16 protein-coding genes are annotated in these 14,444 nt (G+C 71.8%); 11 read left to right on the forward strand and 5 right to left on the reverse strand.

Annotated elements, in window-relative coordinates; translation table 11 throughout:
- Positions 1-74 precede the first annotated feature (74 nt).
- Both ACFYSC_RS06835 and ACFYSC_RS06840 read left to right on the forward strand, forming a co-directional pair.
- Positions 75-1,313 carry a ParA family protein gene (locus tag ACFYSC_RS06835; protein ID WP_389957744.1) on the forward strand — a complete coding sequence of 413 codons (1,239 nt, stop codon included), beginning with the start codon at positions 75-77 and terminating at the stop codon, positions 1,311-1,313.
- The gene (locus tag ACFYSC_RS06840; protein WP_389957746.1) at positions 1,313-2,770 is read left to right on the forward strand and encodes a hypothetical protein; all 1,458 of its coding nucleotides are present in this window, start codon (positions 1,313-1,315) and stop codon (positions 2,768-2,770) included. The genes ACFYSC_RS06835 and ACFYSC_RS06840 overlap by 1 nt, the downstream gene beginning before the upstream one ends.
- Before the next feature lie 75 nt (positions 2,771-2,845).
- Here the strand turns inward: ACFYSC_RS06840 and ACFYSC_RS06845 are convergent, their stop codons facing one another.
- Positions 2,846-3,316, reverse strand: coding sequence for a GbsR/MarR family transcriptional regulator (locus tag ACFYSC_RS06845; protein WP_389957749.1), 471 nt, complete (start codon positions 3,314-3,316; stop codon positions 2,846-2,848).
- 93 nt (positions 3,317-3,409) lie between these two features.
- On the opposite strand from ACFYSC_RS06845, the gene ACFYSC_RS06850 reads away from it, so the two are divergent.
- The 4 genes from ACFYSC_RS06850 (at position 3,410) to ACFYSC_RS06865 (ending at position 8,231) form a co-directional block, all read left to right on the forward strand.
- Positions 3,410-4,426 (forward strand): ATP-binding cassette domain-containing protein, encoded by a 1,017-nt coding sequence (locus tag ACFYSC_RS06850; protein ID WP_389957752.1) that lies wholly within the window; start codon positions 3,410-3,412, stop codon positions 4,424-4,426.
- On the forward strand, positions 4,423-6,000 hold the full coding sequence (locus tag ACFYSC_RS06855) for an ABC transporter permease (RefSeq protein WP_389957755.1): 1,578 nt from the start codon (positions 4,423-4,425) through the stop codon (positions 5,998-6,000). The genes ACFYSC_RS06850 and ACFYSC_RS06855 overlap by 4 nt, the downstream gene beginning before the upstream one ends.
- A 457-nt stretch (positions 6,001-6,457) precedes the next feature.
- Complete coding sequence (locus tag ACFYSC_RS06860; RefSeq protein WP_389957757.1) at positions 6,458-7,117, forward strand: HAD family hydrolase; 660 nt, start codon at positions 6,458-6,460, stop codon at positions 7,115-7,117.
- A gap of 46 nt (positions 7,118-7,163) precedes the next feature.
- Entirely contained in the window at positions 7,164-8,231 is a 1,068-nt protein-coding gene (locus ACFYSC_RS06865) for a type I phosphomannose isomerase catalytic subunit (protein WP_389957760.1), read from the forward strand.
- On the opposite strand, the gene ACFYSC_RS06870 is transcribed toward ACFYSC_RS06865, so the two are convergent.
- From ACFYSC_RS06870 to ACFYSC_RS06880, 3 genes are read right to left on the reverse strand one after another with little or no spacing between them, the layout of a single operon-like run.
- Complete coding sequence (locus ACFYSC_RS06870) at positions 8,205-9,449, reverse strand: tetratricopeptide repeat protein (RefSeq protein WP_389957763.1); 1,245 nt, start codon at positions 9,447-9,449, stop codon at positions 8,205-8,207. The two genes, ACFYSC_RS06865 and ACFYSC_RS06870, sit on opposite strands and share 27 nt — an antisense overlap.
- Before the next feature lie 46 nt (positions 9,450-9,495).
- On the reverse strand, positions 9,496-10,377 hold the full coding sequence (locus tag ACFYSC_RS06875; RefSeq protein WP_389957766.1) for a hypothetical protein: 882 nt from the start codon (positions 10,375-10,377) through the stop codon (positions 9,496-9,498).
- Positions 10,368-10,694: a hypothetical protein gene (locus ACFYSC_RS06880; protein ID WP_389957769.1), complete on the reverse strand. Its 327-nt coding sequence runs from the start codon at positions 10,692-10,694 to the stop codon at positions 10,368-10,370. Before ACFYSC_RS06880 ends, ACFYSC_RS06875 begins: the two co-directional genes overlap by 10 nt.
- Before the next feature lie 164 nt (positions 10,695-10,858).
- Here ACFYSC_RS06880 and ACFYSC_RS06885 point away from each other — a divergent pair, with 164 nt between their 5' ends.
- From ACFYSC_RS06885 to ACFYSC_RS06905, 5 genes are all read left to right on the forward strand, one after another.
- Complete coding sequence (locus ACFYSC_RS06885; RefSeq protein WP_389957772.1) at positions 10,859-11,251, forward strand: YbaB/EbfC family nucleoid-associated protein; 393 nt, start codon at positions 10,859-10,861, stop codon at positions 11,249-11,251.
- A 43-nt stretch (positions 11,252-11,294) separates the two neighbouring features.
- Positions 11,295-11,675, forward strand: coding sequence for a YbaB/EbfC family nucleoid-associated protein (locus ACFYSC_RS06890; RefSeq protein WP_389957774.1), 381 nt, complete (start codon positions 11,295-11,297; stop codon positions 11,673-11,675).
- A gap of 81 nt (positions 11,676-11,756) precedes the next feature.
- On the forward strand, positions 11,757-13,223 hold the full coding sequence (locus ACFYSC_RS06895) for an aminotransferase class I/II-fold pyridoxal phosphate-dependent enzyme (RefSeq protein WP_389957777.1): 1,467 nt from the start codon (positions 11,757-11,759) through the stop codon (positions 13,221-13,223).
- A 207-nt stretch (positions 13,224-13,430) separates the two neighbouring features.
- Positions 13,431-13,640 carry a hypothetical protein gene (locus ACFYSC_RS06900; RefSeq protein ID WP_362931380.1) on the forward strand — a complete coding sequence of 70 codons (210 nt, stop codon included), beginning with the start codon at positions 13,431-13,433 and terminating at the stop codon, positions 13,638-13,640.
- Positions 13,641-13,643: 3 nt separating this feature from the next.
- Positions 13,644-13,988 (forward strand): DUF1036 domain-containing protein, encoded by a 345-nt coding sequence (locus tag ACFYSC_RS06905; protein WP_362931378.1) that lies wholly within the window; start codon positions 13,644-13,646, stop codon positions 13,986-13,988.
- A 175-nt stretch (positions 13,989-14,163) separates the two neighbouring features.
- Here ACFYSC_RS06905 and ACFYSC_RS06910 read toward each other — a convergent pair whose 3' ends face one another.
- Entirely contained in the window at positions 14,164-14,331 is a 168-nt protein-coding gene (locus tag ACFYSC_RS06910) for a hypothetical protein (protein ID WP_179826102.1), read from the reverse strand.
- Positions 14,332-14,444: the final 113 nt, after the last annotated feature.

The raw sequence follows: 14,444 nt of genomic DNA on the forward strand, positions 1-14,444 counted from the left end.
GTTTTGATGATGCGCGCCCACCAGCTCTCGAAATCGCCCAGGAGGTGGCGGAAGAGGGCGTCGACTGCGTGGTGGTGCGAGACATTCTCGGACGGCTGTCCCTGGTTCTCGACGACCGGCAGCGGGAATTACCGGCCGACACCGTCACCCGGTGGCGGGAGGAGCTGGCCGGACGCCTCGGGCGATACGCCGCCCCGGAGCCGGTGCTGCTGGCCCGCGAGCTCTTCGCGGCGGAAGCCGTCTTCGGCTCCCCCCATGCGGTCGACGAACCCGGATGGGAGAGCGCTCCGGGTCGAGGGCGCATCCTCGCACTCGACAACACCGTGGTGGGCGAGGACTGGGCCCATGTCACCGTCTCACCGGCCAGGACGTCCGCCACCGGAGCCACGCGCACCGTGCTCTACGGGTTCAAAGGTGGCGTCGGCCGGTCCACGGCCACGTTCATGCTCGGAAAACACCTGGCGGACCGGGGACACTGCGTCCTCGTCGTCGACCTCGACCTGGAATCACCGGGCTCGGGTCCCCTTCTCCTGGGCGAGGACGCCACGCCGCAGTACGGCCTGATCGACCATCTCGTCGAATCCGCCCTGGACAACGCCGAAGGGCTGGACCTGGTGGCACGGGCGTCCGTCCCCAGCCTCGGCAACGGCGAGCTGTGGGTCGCCCCGGCACGGGGGCGGGGGCGGGAAGGCGTCCCGTACGCATACGTCGGCAAGCTCAACCGTGTCTACGCCGACGTTCCGGGTATCGCGCCCTCCACCTTCGCCGACCGACTGGAGGCGGCGGTCGCCGCCTGCGAGTCGGCCGTCGCCGAACGGAGCCGCCGACCCGACATCGTCCTGCTCGACAGCCGGGCCGGCATCCACGACATCGCCGCCATCGCCATCTCGCGGCTGTGCGACCTCGCCCTGCTCTTCGGTTCCGACAGCGGTCAGACGTGGCACGGCTACCGCGACCTGTTCACCGCGTGGCGCGCCTCCGGTCAGGGGGCCGCGATCCGCGAGAAACTACGGATGGTCGCCTCGATGGTTCCGGACGAGCATCGTTCCGACTACCTGGCATCGTTCCGCGAGCATTCCTGGACCTGTTTCTCCGTGCTCTACGACGACCTGACGGCCGACGACCTGACGGGTTTCAATCCGAGCCCCGACGACGTCTCCGCTCCGCACTCTCCCATTCCCATACTCTTCACCCACGAGCTCGTCGGCCTCGACGGGGCGACGAGCCCGGGGTGGAGCGACCGGAGGTTTGTACAGGCCGCATACGGAGAGTTCCTGGACACCGCCGCCCGTCTCATCGTCGAAGGGGTGTGATGACGATCGCCCTCGATGTGGAGGATCTCCGTACCCTGCTCCATGACGCGCTGCCCGGCGCGCAGGACGCCGACACCATCGAGCCGACGGTGAACACGCTCTTCACTCCGGACAGTCATCGTCTCGCGCTGGATGTGGACGCCACGGTCGTCAAGGGCGGGCGCGGGGTGGGCAAGACGTTCTGGTTCCGCTCGTTGCTCGACGACCGGCTGCGGACGGTGGCGGCCAACGAATACCGCATCGGCCGGCTCACCCGTATGACCGTCCGTTCCGGTTACGGCGCCGACAACGCCCCCCGAAGCTATCCAGGCTCAGCGGAGCTGCGCAGCCTCGTGGACGGTGGTGCGACTCCCCTGGATCTGTGGAACACGGTTCTGCTCGTCGCACTGGGAACACCGGAGATCAGCGAAATGCCCACCTGGAAGGACCGTATCCAATGGGTACGCGACCATCCCGGTGAGCGGGACAGGGCCATCGCCGAAGCCGACCGGCGAGGCAGGGACGCGGGCACAGCGCAGCTGATCCTCTTCGACGCTCTTGAGCACCTCCACCGCGATCGCCGTCAGGCCGACCAACTCGTCGCCGGAATCCTGCAACTCGCCCTGGAAACCCGGCTCAGCACCCGCACCGTCCGCTTCAAGATATTCATTCGGCCGGACATGCTGGACGGGGCGCTGCTCTCCTTCCCCGACGCATCGAAACTCGTCTCCAACGCGGCGAGTCTCAGGTGGTCGCCTCCCAACCTGTACGGGTTGCTCTTCCACCATCTCGGCAATCACCCGTCGCCGCCGGCCGAACGATTCCGCGAAGCTGTACCGGGGTGGACCGAGCCCACGCCCGGCCGCCATCTTCCTCCACCGTCCCTTCTCGGTGACGAGACGCGGCAGGCGGAGCTGTTCGCGGAGATCGCCGGACCGTACATGGGCGCCAACTTCCGCAAGGGGCACACCTACACCTGGCTGCCCAACCATCTGATGGACGGGGCCGAGCAGGTCAGTCCACGCAGTTTTCTCAGTGCCCTGGCCAAGGCGGCGGAGGAGACGACCGCGCAGTACGCCACGCACCGGTACCCCATCCACTACGAGGGCATCCGACGGGGCGTGCAGGCGGCCTCCACCACCCGGGTGGGGGAGATCAGGGAAGACCTGCCCTGGGTGCAGGCCGTCATCGCCCCCCTCGCCGGTCAGCAGGTACCGATCGACGAGAGCACCGTGATCGACCTGTGGACCGAGCACCGTCTCACCGAGGTGTTGCAGCGGCAGGTCACCCGTTTCGTCGAGGACGAGAAGGTCCGGACCGGCCCGCGTTCTCCCGACCGTTATCCGGAGCTCGTTCAGGAGCTCATCGAGTTGGGCGTGATGCGACGCCGCAAGGATGGCCGCATCGACCTCCCGGACGTCTATCGCGTCGCGTTCTCCATCGGCCGCCGGGGCGGGGTGCCACGGGTCAGATCATGACTGCCGGTACTGCCCGGCGGCACCTGAAACGGCGGTGGACTCCGGGCGGCCGTTGACGGGCGGGCGTACGGCGGGTCAGTCGCGGGTGGGTTTGCGCTGCTCCCAGCGGTCCATCATGAGCAGGATCTCGTCGTGGCAGAAGGCGAAGAAGTCGCGCATCTCGGCCATGCCGTGCCCCGGACGGCTGTCGGTGCCGCCGACCGCGGCTATGCCCTCGTCGACGGTGTCGGCGATGAGCTGAAGCCGGTTCATCTTGCTCATCGTCGCCTCCCACCAGCTCTTGCCGCTCAGGAGGTACAGGTCGCGCCGGGAGCCCGGGACCGGCTCCCGGCGGAGGAGATCCATGTCCACGAGGTAGCGCACGGCGCCCGAGATGGCGCCGGAGCTGGCGCCGAGCCGTTCGGCGAGGTCGGCGGCGCTGAGCGCGTCCTCCTCGGCGGTCATCACGGTGAGCAGCACGCGGGCCGCCATCGGCGGGACGCCCATGGCGGCCAGCATCCGGCCCATCCGCTCCACGAACCGGCGTACGGCCTCCTCGTCGCGCATCTCTCCCCCTCCGGTTCTCTCCGGCATTCTCCAGCGTCAAGGACCCGGGCAGGTACTTTCATTTTTCTCTGAAGGCTCTGTACATTCTAAAGTATGAGTAACGTCATCTCGGTGTCCGGCGTCACGAAGCGATTCGGCCGGACCCGCGCGCTGGACGGCCTGGACCTGGAGGTCCGGGCCGGTGAGGTGCACGGCTTCCTCGGCCCGAACGGCGCCGGGAAGTCGACCACGATCCGCGTCCTGCTCGGCCTGCTGCGCGCCGACTCGGGCACGGTCCGCCTGCTGGGCGGCGACCCCTGGAAGGACGCCGTCGAGCTCCACCGCCGTCTGGCCTACGTACCCGGCGACGTCACGCTGTGGCCCAACCTGTCCGGCGGCGAGGTCATCGACCTGCTCGGCCGGCTGCGCGGCGGTCTCGACCGGGCCCGTAAGAAGGAGCTGATCGAGCGGTTCGACCTCGACCCGCGCAAGAAGGGACGGGCCTACTCCAAGGGCAACCGGCAGAAGGTCGCCCTCGTCGCCGCGCTCGCCTCCGACGCGGAGCTGCTGCTGCTGGACGAGCCGACCTCCGGGCTCGACCCGCTGATGGAGGCGGTCTTCACCGACTGCGTCACCGAGGCGCGGGAGCGGGGCCGTACGGTGCTGCTGTCCAGCCACATCCTCGCCGAGGTCGAGAAGCTGTGCGACCGGGTGAGCATCATCCGCGACGGCCGCACCGTCGAGACCGGCACACTGGCCGAGCTGCGCCACCTGACCCGCACGTCGATCACCGCCGAGCTGGCCGCCCCGCCCGACGGGCTGCGCGACGCGCCCGGCGTCCACGACCTGCGGGCCGACGGCGACCGGGTGGCCTTCGAGGTCGACAACGACCGGCTGGACGACGCGCTGCGGCGGCTGTCGGCCGTCGGCGTGCGCTCGCTCACCAGCCGGCCCCCGACCCTGGAGGAGCTGTTCCTGCGCCACTACCGGGACGAGCGCGCCGGTACGGCGAGCGGGGACGCCCGTACGGCCGACGGCGGCGCCCGGCGGGCGGACGGGGACGCCCAGGCGGGCGGAGACTCCCGGCAGCCGGACGGAGACGCCCGGACGATGAGCGGAGACGCGCGATGACCGGCGCCGGCTCGCTCGCCCGGCTCGTGCTGCGCCGGGACCGGCTGATCATGCCGCTGTGGGTGCTGGTGCTCGCCGTGCTGCCGATCACCCAGACCACCGGCATCGCCGAGCTCTACCCCACCGAGCAGGGGCTGCGGCGGTTCGCCGCCTCCTTCGGAGCCAACCCGGCGCTGGAGGCGCTCTACGGCCCGGTCACGCACTGGAACGCCGCTGCGATGGGCGTGTGGCGGGCGGGGTTCACCCCCGTGTTGCTGGCCCTGGCGAGCCTGCTCACCGTGATCCGGCACACCCGGGTGGAGGAGGAGACCGGCCGCCGCGAGCTGATCGGCTCGACCGTGGTCGGCAGGAACGCGGGGCTCACCGCGGCCCTGGCCGTGACCGTGGCGGCGAACCTGGCGGTGGCGCTGATCCTCGTGGTCTCCTTCGCCGGGCAGGGGTACGGCCTGGCCGGCGCGTCGGCCCTCGGCCTGGGCTACGCCGTGGTGGGCACGGTGTTCGCCGCCGTGGGCGCGGTCGCCGCACAGCTCACCGAGAGCGCGGGCGGGGCCAGGGCGATCGCGCTCTCGGCACTCGGCGGCGCGTACCTGCTGCGGATGGCGGGCGACTCGACCGGCGCCTCGTGGCTGTCCTGGCTGTCGCCGATCGCCTGGGGGCAGCGGATGCGTCCCTTCGCCGGCGAGGTCTGGTGGCCGGCGGTCCTGGCGGTCGTGGTGGCCGCGCTGCTGTCGGCCGTCGCCTACGCCCTGGCCGGGCGCAGGGACGTCGCGGTGGGCGTACTGCCGCCGCGCCTCGGCCCGGCGGAGGCCGCCCCCGGATTCGGGTCGCCGCTCGCGCTGGCCTGGCGGCTGCACCGGGGGGCGCTGCTCGGCTGGAGCGTGGGCTTCGCCCTCTTCGGCGCGGTGGTCGGCGGGGCGGCGAAGGGCGCCGCCGACGCGATGGCCGGGAACGCGCAGCTGATGGAGATGATGGCCAGGCTGGGCGGCGGGTCGAACGTCTCAGACGTCTTCATCGCGAGCGTGGTGAGCATCTTCGGCATCGCGGTGTCGGGCTACGCCGTGCAGGCGGCGCTGCGGTCACGCGGGGAGGAGACCCTCGGCCGCGCCGAGCCGGTACTGAGCGGCGCGGTGAGCAGGATCGGCTGGATGGCGAGCCACCTGGTGTTCGCGCTGCTCGGCCCGGCCGTGGTGCTGGCGGTCATGGGGCTCGCGGTCGGCGCCGCCTACGGGGCGAGCAGCGGCGACCTCGCCGGGCAGCTGCCCAGGGTGACGGGCGCTGCGCTCTCCCAGCTCCCGGCGGTGTGGGCGCTGGCCGCGCTCGCGGCGGCGCTGTCCGGCCTGCTGCCGCGCCTGACCGCGCTGGCATGGGCGGCCCTCGCGCTGTTCCTGCTGCTCGGCCAGGTCGGCGCGCTGCTGAACCTGCCGCCCGCGGCGCTGGACCTCTCGCCGTTCAGCCACCTGCCCAAGCTCCCCGGCGGGGAGGTGACGGCGACGCCGCTGCTCGCGCTGACCGCGATCGCCGCCGCACTCGTGGCCGCCGGCCTCTACGGCTTCCGTCGCCGCGACGTCGGCTGACGCCGTCCGGGGCCGGGCGGGTCCCGCCGTACGGTCCGCGAGGCGTACCGCGGGGCACGCGGGCCGCGCGGAAGGGGTTCACCGGCGGGCGGAAAGGATCCACCGGCAGGCGGAAGGGGCTCGCCGGCGGGCGGAAGGGGTTTCGGCAGGTGGGAGGCGGTGAGGAACGAGGGAGGAGCCGTCCGTCCCCGGTGGGGGCCCGCGAGGGGGCGGACCGGCTCCGCCGGGGATGAGCGCCGCGCACGGGGGCAGGGTCCTTCCAGGCATCCGCCCGCACCGCAGAAGTCCGGGCACCCGCCCGCACCGCCGAGGTCCGGGCGGCCGGTCCGCACCGCCGGGGTACGGGCGCCCGTCCGCACCAGCGAGGTCCGGACGGCCGTCCGCACCGCCGGAGTACGGGCACCCGCCCGCACCGCCGTGGTACGGGCGCCCGTCCGCACCGCCGAAGGAGGACCGCATGGCCGACACCGCCATCATCGACGTCGACGGCACCCTGGTCGACACCAACTACCAGCACGCGCTCGCGTGGTACCGGGCCTTCATCCGCTATGACGTGGTGTTGCCGGTGTGGCGCATCCACCGGCACATCGGCATGGGAGGCGACCAGATCGTGGCCGCCCTCGCCGGGGACGAGGTCGAGCGGGAGCACGGCGACGCGCTGCGGGAGGCGTGGACCGAGGAGTTCGACAAGATGATCGACGAGGTGCGGCCCTTCGAGGGCGCGACCGAGCTGCTGGCCGAGCTGGGCCGGCGCGGGTTCGCCGTGGTCCTGGCCTCCTCCGGCAAGCCGCAGCACGTGGAGCGCTTCCTCGACCTCATCGACGGCCGCGAGCACTGCAAGGCGTGGACCACTTCCGAGGACGTCGAGAAGACCAAGCCCGCGCCCGACCTGATGAAGGTGGCGCTCGCCAAGGCCGAGGGCGCGTCCGGTGTGGCGGTCGGCGACTCCACCTGGGACTTCCTCGCCGCGGGCAAGCTGGACCTGCCCGGCGTCGCGGTCCGCACCGGCGGGTTCTCACCCGAGGAGCTGCGCGAGGCCGGCGCCGCCCACGTCTTCGAGTCGATCCCCGACCTGATCGAGGGGCTCGACCGGACGCCGTTCCGGAAGGCCACCTGACGACTCCGGCCCCCGCCCGGAGGCGGGGGCTTCCCGGAGGTTTCCGATGAACTGGTATCCACTGCGTCTCAGCAGCCCGATCCGCGACCACGTCTTCGGTGGCCGGGCCATCGCCGAGCGGCTGGGCCGTACCGGCCTTCCCGACGGGCCCGTCGCAGAGACGTGGGAGGTGAGCGACCTGGAGGGTGACAGCGCGGTGGTGAGCAACGGCCCCCTGGCCGGCTGCACGCTGCGGGAGCTCGTCGAGGACCGACCGGGCGAGCTGGTGTGCCGCGGCTGGAGCGGGCCGCACTTCCCGGTGCTCACGAAGTTCGTCGACGCCACCGGCATGCTGCCGGTGCACCTGCACGCCGACGACGCGACCGCGCGGCGGCTGCAGGCCCAGCCACACGGCAGGACCGAGGCGTGGCACGTCCTGGACGCCGTCCCCGGCGCCACCGCCCTGGTCGGCGTCAAGGAGGGCGTGGGCCGGGACGAGCTGCGCGCGGCCCTCCTGGAGCAGGACTTCGACGCGGTGATGCGGCGGCTCCCGGTGCGGCCGGGCGAGACGGTGTACGTGCCCGGCGGGACGCTGCACGGCTTCGGTCCCGGCACCCTCGTCTACGAGATCGAGCAGACCTCCGACATCCAGCAGCACGCCATGCCCTGGCGCATGGAGGACGGCTCCGCCCTGGAGACCGACGAATGGCACGCCGGCATCGAACGGCTGCTGGAGGAGTGGCGGCCGGAGCCGCGGCCCGACTTCCAGCCGGGTCTGCGCGTCCCCGCGGGCGAGGACGTCGAGCGGGTGATCTGCTGCGCCGGGCCGTACTTCGCCCTGGAACGCTGGCGGGTGGCGGCCGGCGTGACACCGGCGTGCCGGTTCGACACCGCGCTCGTGGTGAGCAACGTCGGCGCCCCGGTGGCGGTCGAGGCCGGCGGATGGTGCGAGGTCCTCGGACCGGCGCGGACGCTGCTGCTGCCCGCCGCCCTCGGCCTGGTACGGGTCACCGGGCCGGCCGACCTGCTGGTCGGCTACCTGCCGAACCTGGAGCGCGACATCCGCGCCCCACTGACCGCGAGCGGCTACGGGCCGCAGGTCATCGCCTCACTCGGGGAGGGCCTGGCGGCCTGAGCCGGTCCGGCGGTCCTGCTCCACCTGGTCCTGCACCACCTGGTCCTGCTCCGTAGCGCCCTGCTCCGTCGCGCCCTGTTCCCCCTGGTCCTGCTCCGGACCGTCCGTCAGGGTCCGCAGCTGTTCGGCGGTGGCGCCCAGCGACTCGGCCCGCGGCACCAGCGCGGCGATCTCGGAGCCCCGGCCCGACTCCCGGAGGAGCTCCGCGTAGGAGAACACGGCGCTCAGCCAGCCGGCGGCGATGCTCTCCCTGAGGTACTCCTCCGCGAGCCCGGTGTTCCCCCGTTCCCGCTCGATGAGGGCGAGATCCTCGTACGCGCCGTCGGAGCCGGCCTCGATCGCCCTCAGGTAGTGGTCGGCCGCCTCGTCGGTACGGCCCTCGCGATCGAGGAACACCGCGTAGTAGTACAGGGCGCCCTCCTCATCGTTGTCGACGGCGGCCCGGAAGTCGGCCTCGGCGGCGGCCCGCTCCTCGATGGCGCCGTGGTCGGCCAGGAACTGGGCTCTCTTGACGAGGGCGCCAGGGACGCCCGCCTGGACGGCGCGGTCGAAATGGGTACGCGCTTCGTCGAAGCGTCCCAGCTGTTCCTCGGCGACGGCGAGGTGCAGCATCGCCGACGATCCGGGCTCGCTCCCGGCCTCCAGCCCCTGCCGCAGCCAGTCGATCGCCGCCTCCGGGTCTCCCCGGTCCAGCTCCATCCCCCCGAGGTTGCCGAACGCCAGGGTGTCCCCCTCGTCGGCCGCCCTCCGGAGCAACCGCTCGGCCTCCTCCTGGCGGTCATCGTCCTCCGAGAGGAAGACCCCGTAGTCGTTGACCGCACCGGGCTCGTCCCGCTCGACCGCCTTCCGGTACCACTCCTCCGCCCTGGGGCGATCTCCCACGGCGTCGGCCCAGATGGTCGCCGCCCGCAGCACGCTCCCCGGGATCCCCTGGCCGGCGGCCGTCTCCATGAGGCGGGCCGCCTCCTCGGGACGTCCGACGGCGACCAGGGTGTCGGAGAGCCAGCCATAGGCGTCGGTGTCCCCGTCGGCCAGGGCCACGCGCAGCACCCGTTCCGCCGCCGGGTGGTCGTCCTCAAGGAACAGCATCCGGCCGTACCGCACCGCCGCTCCGGGCACTCGCTCCCGAACGGCCTGCTCGTACAGTTCCGCCGCCTCCTCGTGCAGGCCGAGCGCGGCCAGCCGGTTGGCCCGGTCGAGCCTCTCGTCGGCACTCATCAGGCACTTCCTCCCCGGGGTACGTCAACCGTCGACGACGACGCCGTCAACTCTTCTTGCGCTTGTTGGGATTCGGCGGGATGTTCCGGCGGCCCCCGTGGCTCGCGGCGTTCTCGTGCTTGTCCTTCGTGGACTTGCTCTTGCCCCCCGACTCGTGGGGCTTCCTGCCCGCCTGGTTGAGCGGGTTCTTGCCGTCCTTGCCGTCCTTGCCGCCGGAGGAACCGCCCCCACCGGAGGAACCGCCCCCGCCCTTCTTCCTCCCGAAGAGCATCATGCCCGGCGGCTCGTCGGCCCGGCCGGCGGCCCGTGGGAAGGGGGACCGTCCCATCGGCACCCGGGGGCCGCCGGCCCCGGCCAGCACCGGCCCGCCACCGCCTCCGGGACCACGCAACTTCTCGATGACCTGCCGGAGCGGCTGGGTGACCCGGCGGCTGACCGCCGGGGCCAGCACCCGGCCGGCGCCTTCGGTGGTCTCGCGCAGGATCCGGCCCGTCGCGTGACGGGTGGCGTACATCGTCGCGGCCGCCGCGCCGACGCCGAACGCTCCGCCCGCCAGCATCTGGGCCCGCATCATGACGATGGCCCTTACGGCCTGTGTGGCCACCGCCACCTTCGTGGCCGTCACCACCATCGCGGTGCCGTCGAGCACCGCCGGAGCGAACCGGGCGGCGCCTGCGGCGGTGCTCAGATGCCCTCCGTCGCCGCCGCTCTCCTGCCAGAGACCCGCCAGCTCGGTCGCCGAGTCTCCCCGGTAGTGGTCCTGCGTCCGCCGTACCTTCCCGTCGGCCGCCTCGCCCGCCGGCTGGGCGCCCGCGAGCACGGTGCGCCAGGCGTCCGCGTCCTTCCTGATCTCGTCCTCATCGACGTTCGGCCACGGTGCGAAGATCGACACGATTCCCGCGACCTCGGGCGGGAGCGTCACGCCCATGACGTGTCGCCCAACGTGCCGATCTCCCTCGTCCGGTCGGTCTCCGTCGTCGCGCTGTTGGCCGCCACGGCCCGCAGGCCGTCGCCGACCCCGGTGATCACGTTGGAAAGGCCGGTCAAGGCTTCGACCGCCGCCGCGGAGCAGTCGGCGTACACGCCGGTGAGCGGCCCGAGCAGACCGTCGTCACCCCAGGACCCGCCGCCCACGCCGCGGTCCCGCAGCCGCTGCACCGCGGCGTCGTACTCTTCCCCGTGAGTTCGTATCCGGGAGGCGTCCTGCCCTGTGGCATCAGGAGCGATCTCAAACCCGAAAGTCATGGCGGTGACCTTAACGCAAACCACCAGAAATTCGCGCAAAGTTCCCTATAGCTACTTAGCGCCGCCTTCATATCTACATATAGCTACATATAGCTGCCTAACGGCTTCTGAGTTCCGTCTAGACTGGCCGTCGCCCGCCCTCTGGTCACTTCCGGGAGTACGACATGCCGCCGACGCCAGCACCGGGAGACGATCTTCACTACCTGGACGAGGCGCTGCGCCACGCCCTCCAGGCGATGAGGACGTTGGAGGAGAGCGAGGAGAGGATCAGCGGTCTCGCCGAGGAGGGCGAGGCCGCCGACGGGCTGGTGAGGGCCGCCGCCGACGGGCGGGGCGGCATCCTGACGCTCCACCTCGACCCACGCGCACTGCGGCTCGGTCACGTCGCTCTCGGCCGGGAGGTGACGGCGGCGCTCCAGCAGGCCCAGCAGGCGGCGGGGCGGCGTTCGCAGGAGATCCTGGATGAGGTGCGGGCCCTCGCCGCGTCCATGCCGGAACCGCTGGACGAGACCTTCATCCGCGACCGGGTCGAGCAGGTGGCTCGCGAACTGTTCTGAGCGGCCGACGGCCGACGTGGATTCTTTCCCTGGGGGTGGAAGGTTGGACGACTTTCGCGTGGATCCGGGCAACATCCGTGACGAGGATCTCGATGAGGAGTTGAGACGCTCACAGCGGATGATGGCGTGGATCGAAGAGGCACAGAACGAGCTCGACGAGGTCGTGGGAACGGGCGAAGGCCCGTCCGGCCACGTCAGGGCGTCGGTCGGACCGGACGGGACGGTGCTGGAGGTCGTGTTCGACCCCCGCGCCCTGCGGCTGGACAGCCGGACACTGGCCGAGGAGGTGCTGGCCGCCGTCGGCGAGGCGCGGAGCGACGCCGAACGGCGGATCCACGAGCTGATGCGTGAAGGCCTGGACGGCTTCGACCCCGTACAGGCCCGGGCCCGGTTCGAACAGGTCATGGGCGGCCTCAGCCAGTAGGACGGCCCCGCGCCGCGACCGCGGACCGCGACGCGGGGAAGGCGGTCGTTTTCCCCTCTCCCACCCGGGCAACCAGCAGGGATGGACCATTCAGAAGCACCGGTGCTGGAGGCGCTCGCCGCCTACCACGCCGAGAAGCAACTGCCGTTCACCCCGCCGGGGCACAAGCAGGGGCGCGGCGCCGATCCGAGGGTCCGCGCCGTGCTGGGGGACGCCGTCTTCCACTCCGACGTCCTCTCCGTCAACGGCCTGGACGACCGCACCTCCTCCAAGGGGATCCTGCAGCGGGCCCAGGAGCTCCTGGCCGACGCCGTCGGCGCGGACCACACCTTCTTCTCCACCTGCGGCAGCTCCCTGTCGGTCAAGGCCGCCATGCTGGCGGTGGCCGGCCCGCACGAGAAGCTGATCCTCGGCAGGGACGCGCACAAGTCCATGGTGGCCGGGCTGATCCTGTCCGGCGTCCGGCCGGTCTGGGTGGACCCGAACTTCGACCCGGACCTGCACCTGGCCCACCCGCCGTCGGTCGAGGCGTTCACCGCGGCCTTCGACGAGCATCCCGACGCCAAGGGCGCGCTGGTGACCAGCCCGACGCCGTACGGCACCTGCGGCGACCTGGCCGGGCTCGCCCGGATGTGCCACGAGCGGGGCAGGCCCCTGCTGGTGGACGAGGCGTGGGGCGCGCACCTGCCCTTCCACCCCGACCTGCCGATCTGGGCGATGGACGCGGGCGCCGACGTCTGCGTCACCTCCGTCCACAAGATGGGGTCAGGGCTGGAACAGAGCTCCGTCTTCCACCTCCAGGGCGACCTCGTCGACCCGGAGGCGCTCAAGTCGCGCGCCGACCTGCTGAGCACCACCAGCCCGTCGGTGCTGGTCTACGCCGCCCTGGACGGCTGGCGGCGGCAGATGGCCGAGCAGGGCCGCGAGCTGTACGACCGCGCGCTGGCGCTGGCCGGGAGCCTGCGCGAGCGGATCGCCGGGATCAAGGGCATGCACGTCCACACCCGGGACGACTTCTGCGGGCCCGGCCGGGCGTCCGACATGGACCCGCTCCAGATCATCATCGACATCTCCGGGCTGGGCCCGAACGGCTATCACGCGTCCGACTGGCTCCGCGAGCACCACCGGCTCAACCTGCACCTTTCCGACCACCGCCGGATCAGCGTCCAGCTCACCCACGCCGACGACGAGCAGTCCGCCGCCAGGCTGCTCACCGGGCTGAGGGACCTGGCCGAGCACGCCGGCGAGCTGCCCCCGGGCCCGTCGATGGTCGTCCCCGACCCGCGGGAGCTGCGGCTGGAGCAGGTCATGCTGCCGCGGGACGCGTTCTTCGGCCGCGTCGAGCAGGCGCCGTGGCGGGAGGCCGCGGGCCGGGTATCGGCGGAGATGCTCACGCCGTACCCGCCGGGCATCCCCGCGGCGGTACCCGGTGAGCGGCTCACCGAGGCGATGCTGGACTACCTGCGCACCGGGGTGGACGCCGGGATGGTCGTGCCGGACGCGGCGGATCCGAAGGTCGAGAGCGTCCGCGTCGTCGCCGAGGGGTGACCGCCACCCTCCGGCGCCGGCGGTGTCGAACGGGCGGGACGTCCCGGCTGTTCGTCATTTCCTGCCTTTTCCAGGTTTTTCCACCCACGACGCGCTCTTTCGATCATTTACGCCTTGACCAGGGGAAGAGAAGCCTTTACAGCCCTTTGACATGACTGTACGTTGTCATCAAATCACCCTGTGCATTCAAGGAATGTAGGTGAGACCATGCCCGAAAACGGCAGCGAACGCCCTCCCGACCCACGGGTGGCGTTCGCGAGCGCGGCGGAGGCCAACGCCGGGGAGCGCAACGAGCGTCCCGGGACGGCCGACCGCGCCGTCATCACGGCGGCCGCCGACGAGCACCTCCCGCCCCTGGCCGAGCAGGCGCTGGACGACCGGCCGCTGACCCTGCGATTCACGGAACCGGAGGAGTAGGCCGTGGAGCTGCACTTCCGCAACCGCTACGTGTCCAGGGTGTGGGTCTCGATCATGTTCTACAGCCCCGTCACCTGCCGTGACTACGGTCAGTGGGGCACCCGTGGCTGGTGGGCCATCGACCCGGGCGGCGAGGCGTTCGTCCTCAACACCGACAACCGCTACGCCGCCTTCTACGCCGAAGCCGCCAACGGAGCCGTCTGGACCGGCCCCTACGGCCCGATGTACGTCTACCAGACCGCCTTCGACTCCTGCCTCAACATCGGCAGCACCGCCGCCAGGCTCGTCGGCACCCGCCTGGTCGACATGAACGGTTACTCCCGCTACTACGTGAACCTCGTCGCCTGACGAGGCCCCTCACCGGGCGCCGCCCCGGCACCGCCGGTCGGCATCGCGGTGAGGAAGCCCCCTTGAGCGCCTCCTGGGAGACGGCTCCGAGGTCCGTCCGGACCCCGGTCTCTTCCGCTGATCCGTCCCCCTCCGACCGGGAGGCGCTCACCCCGAAGCCACCCGCCGACGCCGGCTAGGGCTCGATGTTCTTGCGCAGCGCGGCGAAGTAGAACCCGATGGCGATGGCGCCCACCAGCGCCACCATCCCGACGGTGGTCCCCTCCGCGCCGAAGAGCGAGGTCAGCACGATCGCGACGGCGAAGACGAGGGGCACGCCGATATCGAGCCTTTTGCGGTTCACGATCCTCCTCCTGGGTTCCGCCCCGCGGCTTCACCGCCCGTCATGCCGGGCGGCGCCGTTCGGCGAGGCAGCATCAACCTAGCGCCCCGCACGCCGACCCGCGCACGGCCGCC

This window comes from Streptosporangium sp. NPDC004379 (genome assembly GCF_042873875.1).
In the GTDB taxonomy this organism is placed as follows: Bacteria; Actinomycetota; Actinomycetes; order Streptosporangiales; family Streptosporangiaceae; genus Streptosporangium.

Excerpts from the sequence above, each read along its gene's own strand:
- ACFYSC_RS06840 (WP_389957746.1), top strand. The coding sequence starts at position 1,313 with ATGACGATCGCCCTCGATGTGGAGGATCTCCGTACCCTGCTCCATGAC.
- ACFYSC_RS06845 (WP_389957749.1), bottom strand. The coding sequence starts at position 3,316 with ATGCGCGACGAGGAGGCCGTACGCCGGTTCGTGGAGCGGATGGGCCGG.
- ACFYSC_RS06850 (WP_389957752.1), top strand. The coding sequence starts at position 3,410 with ATGAGTAACGTCATCTCGGTGTCCGGCGTCACGAAGCGATTCGGCCGG.
- ACFYSC_RS06855 (WP_389957755.1), top strand. The coding sequence starts at position 4,423 with ATGACCGGCGCCGGCTCGCTCGCCCGGCTCGTGCTGCGCCGGGACCGG.
- ACFYSC_RS06860 (WP_389957757.1), top strand. The coding sequence starts at position 6,458 with ATGGCCGACACCGCCATCATCGACGTCGACGGCACCCTGGTCGACACC.
- ACFYSC_RS06865 (WP_389957760.1), top strand. The coding sequence starts at position 7,164 with ATGAACTGGTATCCACTGCGTCTCAGCAGCCCGATCCGCGACCACGTC.
- ACFYSC_RS06870 (WP_389957763.1), bottom strand. The coding sequence starts at position 9,449 with ATGAGTGCCGACGAGAGGCTCGACCGGGCCAACCGGCTGGCCGCGCTC.
- ACFYSC_RS06875 (WP_389957766.1), bottom strand. The coding sequence starts at position 10,377 with ATGGGCGTGACGCTCCCGCCCGAGGTCGCGGGAATCGTGTCGATCTTC.
- ACFYSC_RS06880 (WP_389957769.1), bottom strand. The coding sequence starts at position 10,694 with ATGACTTTCGGGTTTGAGATCGCTCCTGATGCCACAGGGCAGGACGCC.
- ACFYSC_RS06885 (WP_389957772.1), top strand. The coding sequence starts at position 10,859 with ATGCCGCCGACGCCAGCACCGGGAGACGATCTTCACTACCTGGACGAG.
- ACFYSC_RS06895 (WP_389957777.1), top strand. The coding sequence starts at position 11,757 with ATGGACCATTCAGAAGCACCGGTGCTGGAGGCGCTCGCCGCCTACCAC.
- ACFYSC_RS06900 (WP_362931380.1), top strand. The coding sequence starts at position 13,431 with ATGCCCGAAAACGGCAGCGAACGCCCTCCCGACCCACGGGTGGCGTTC.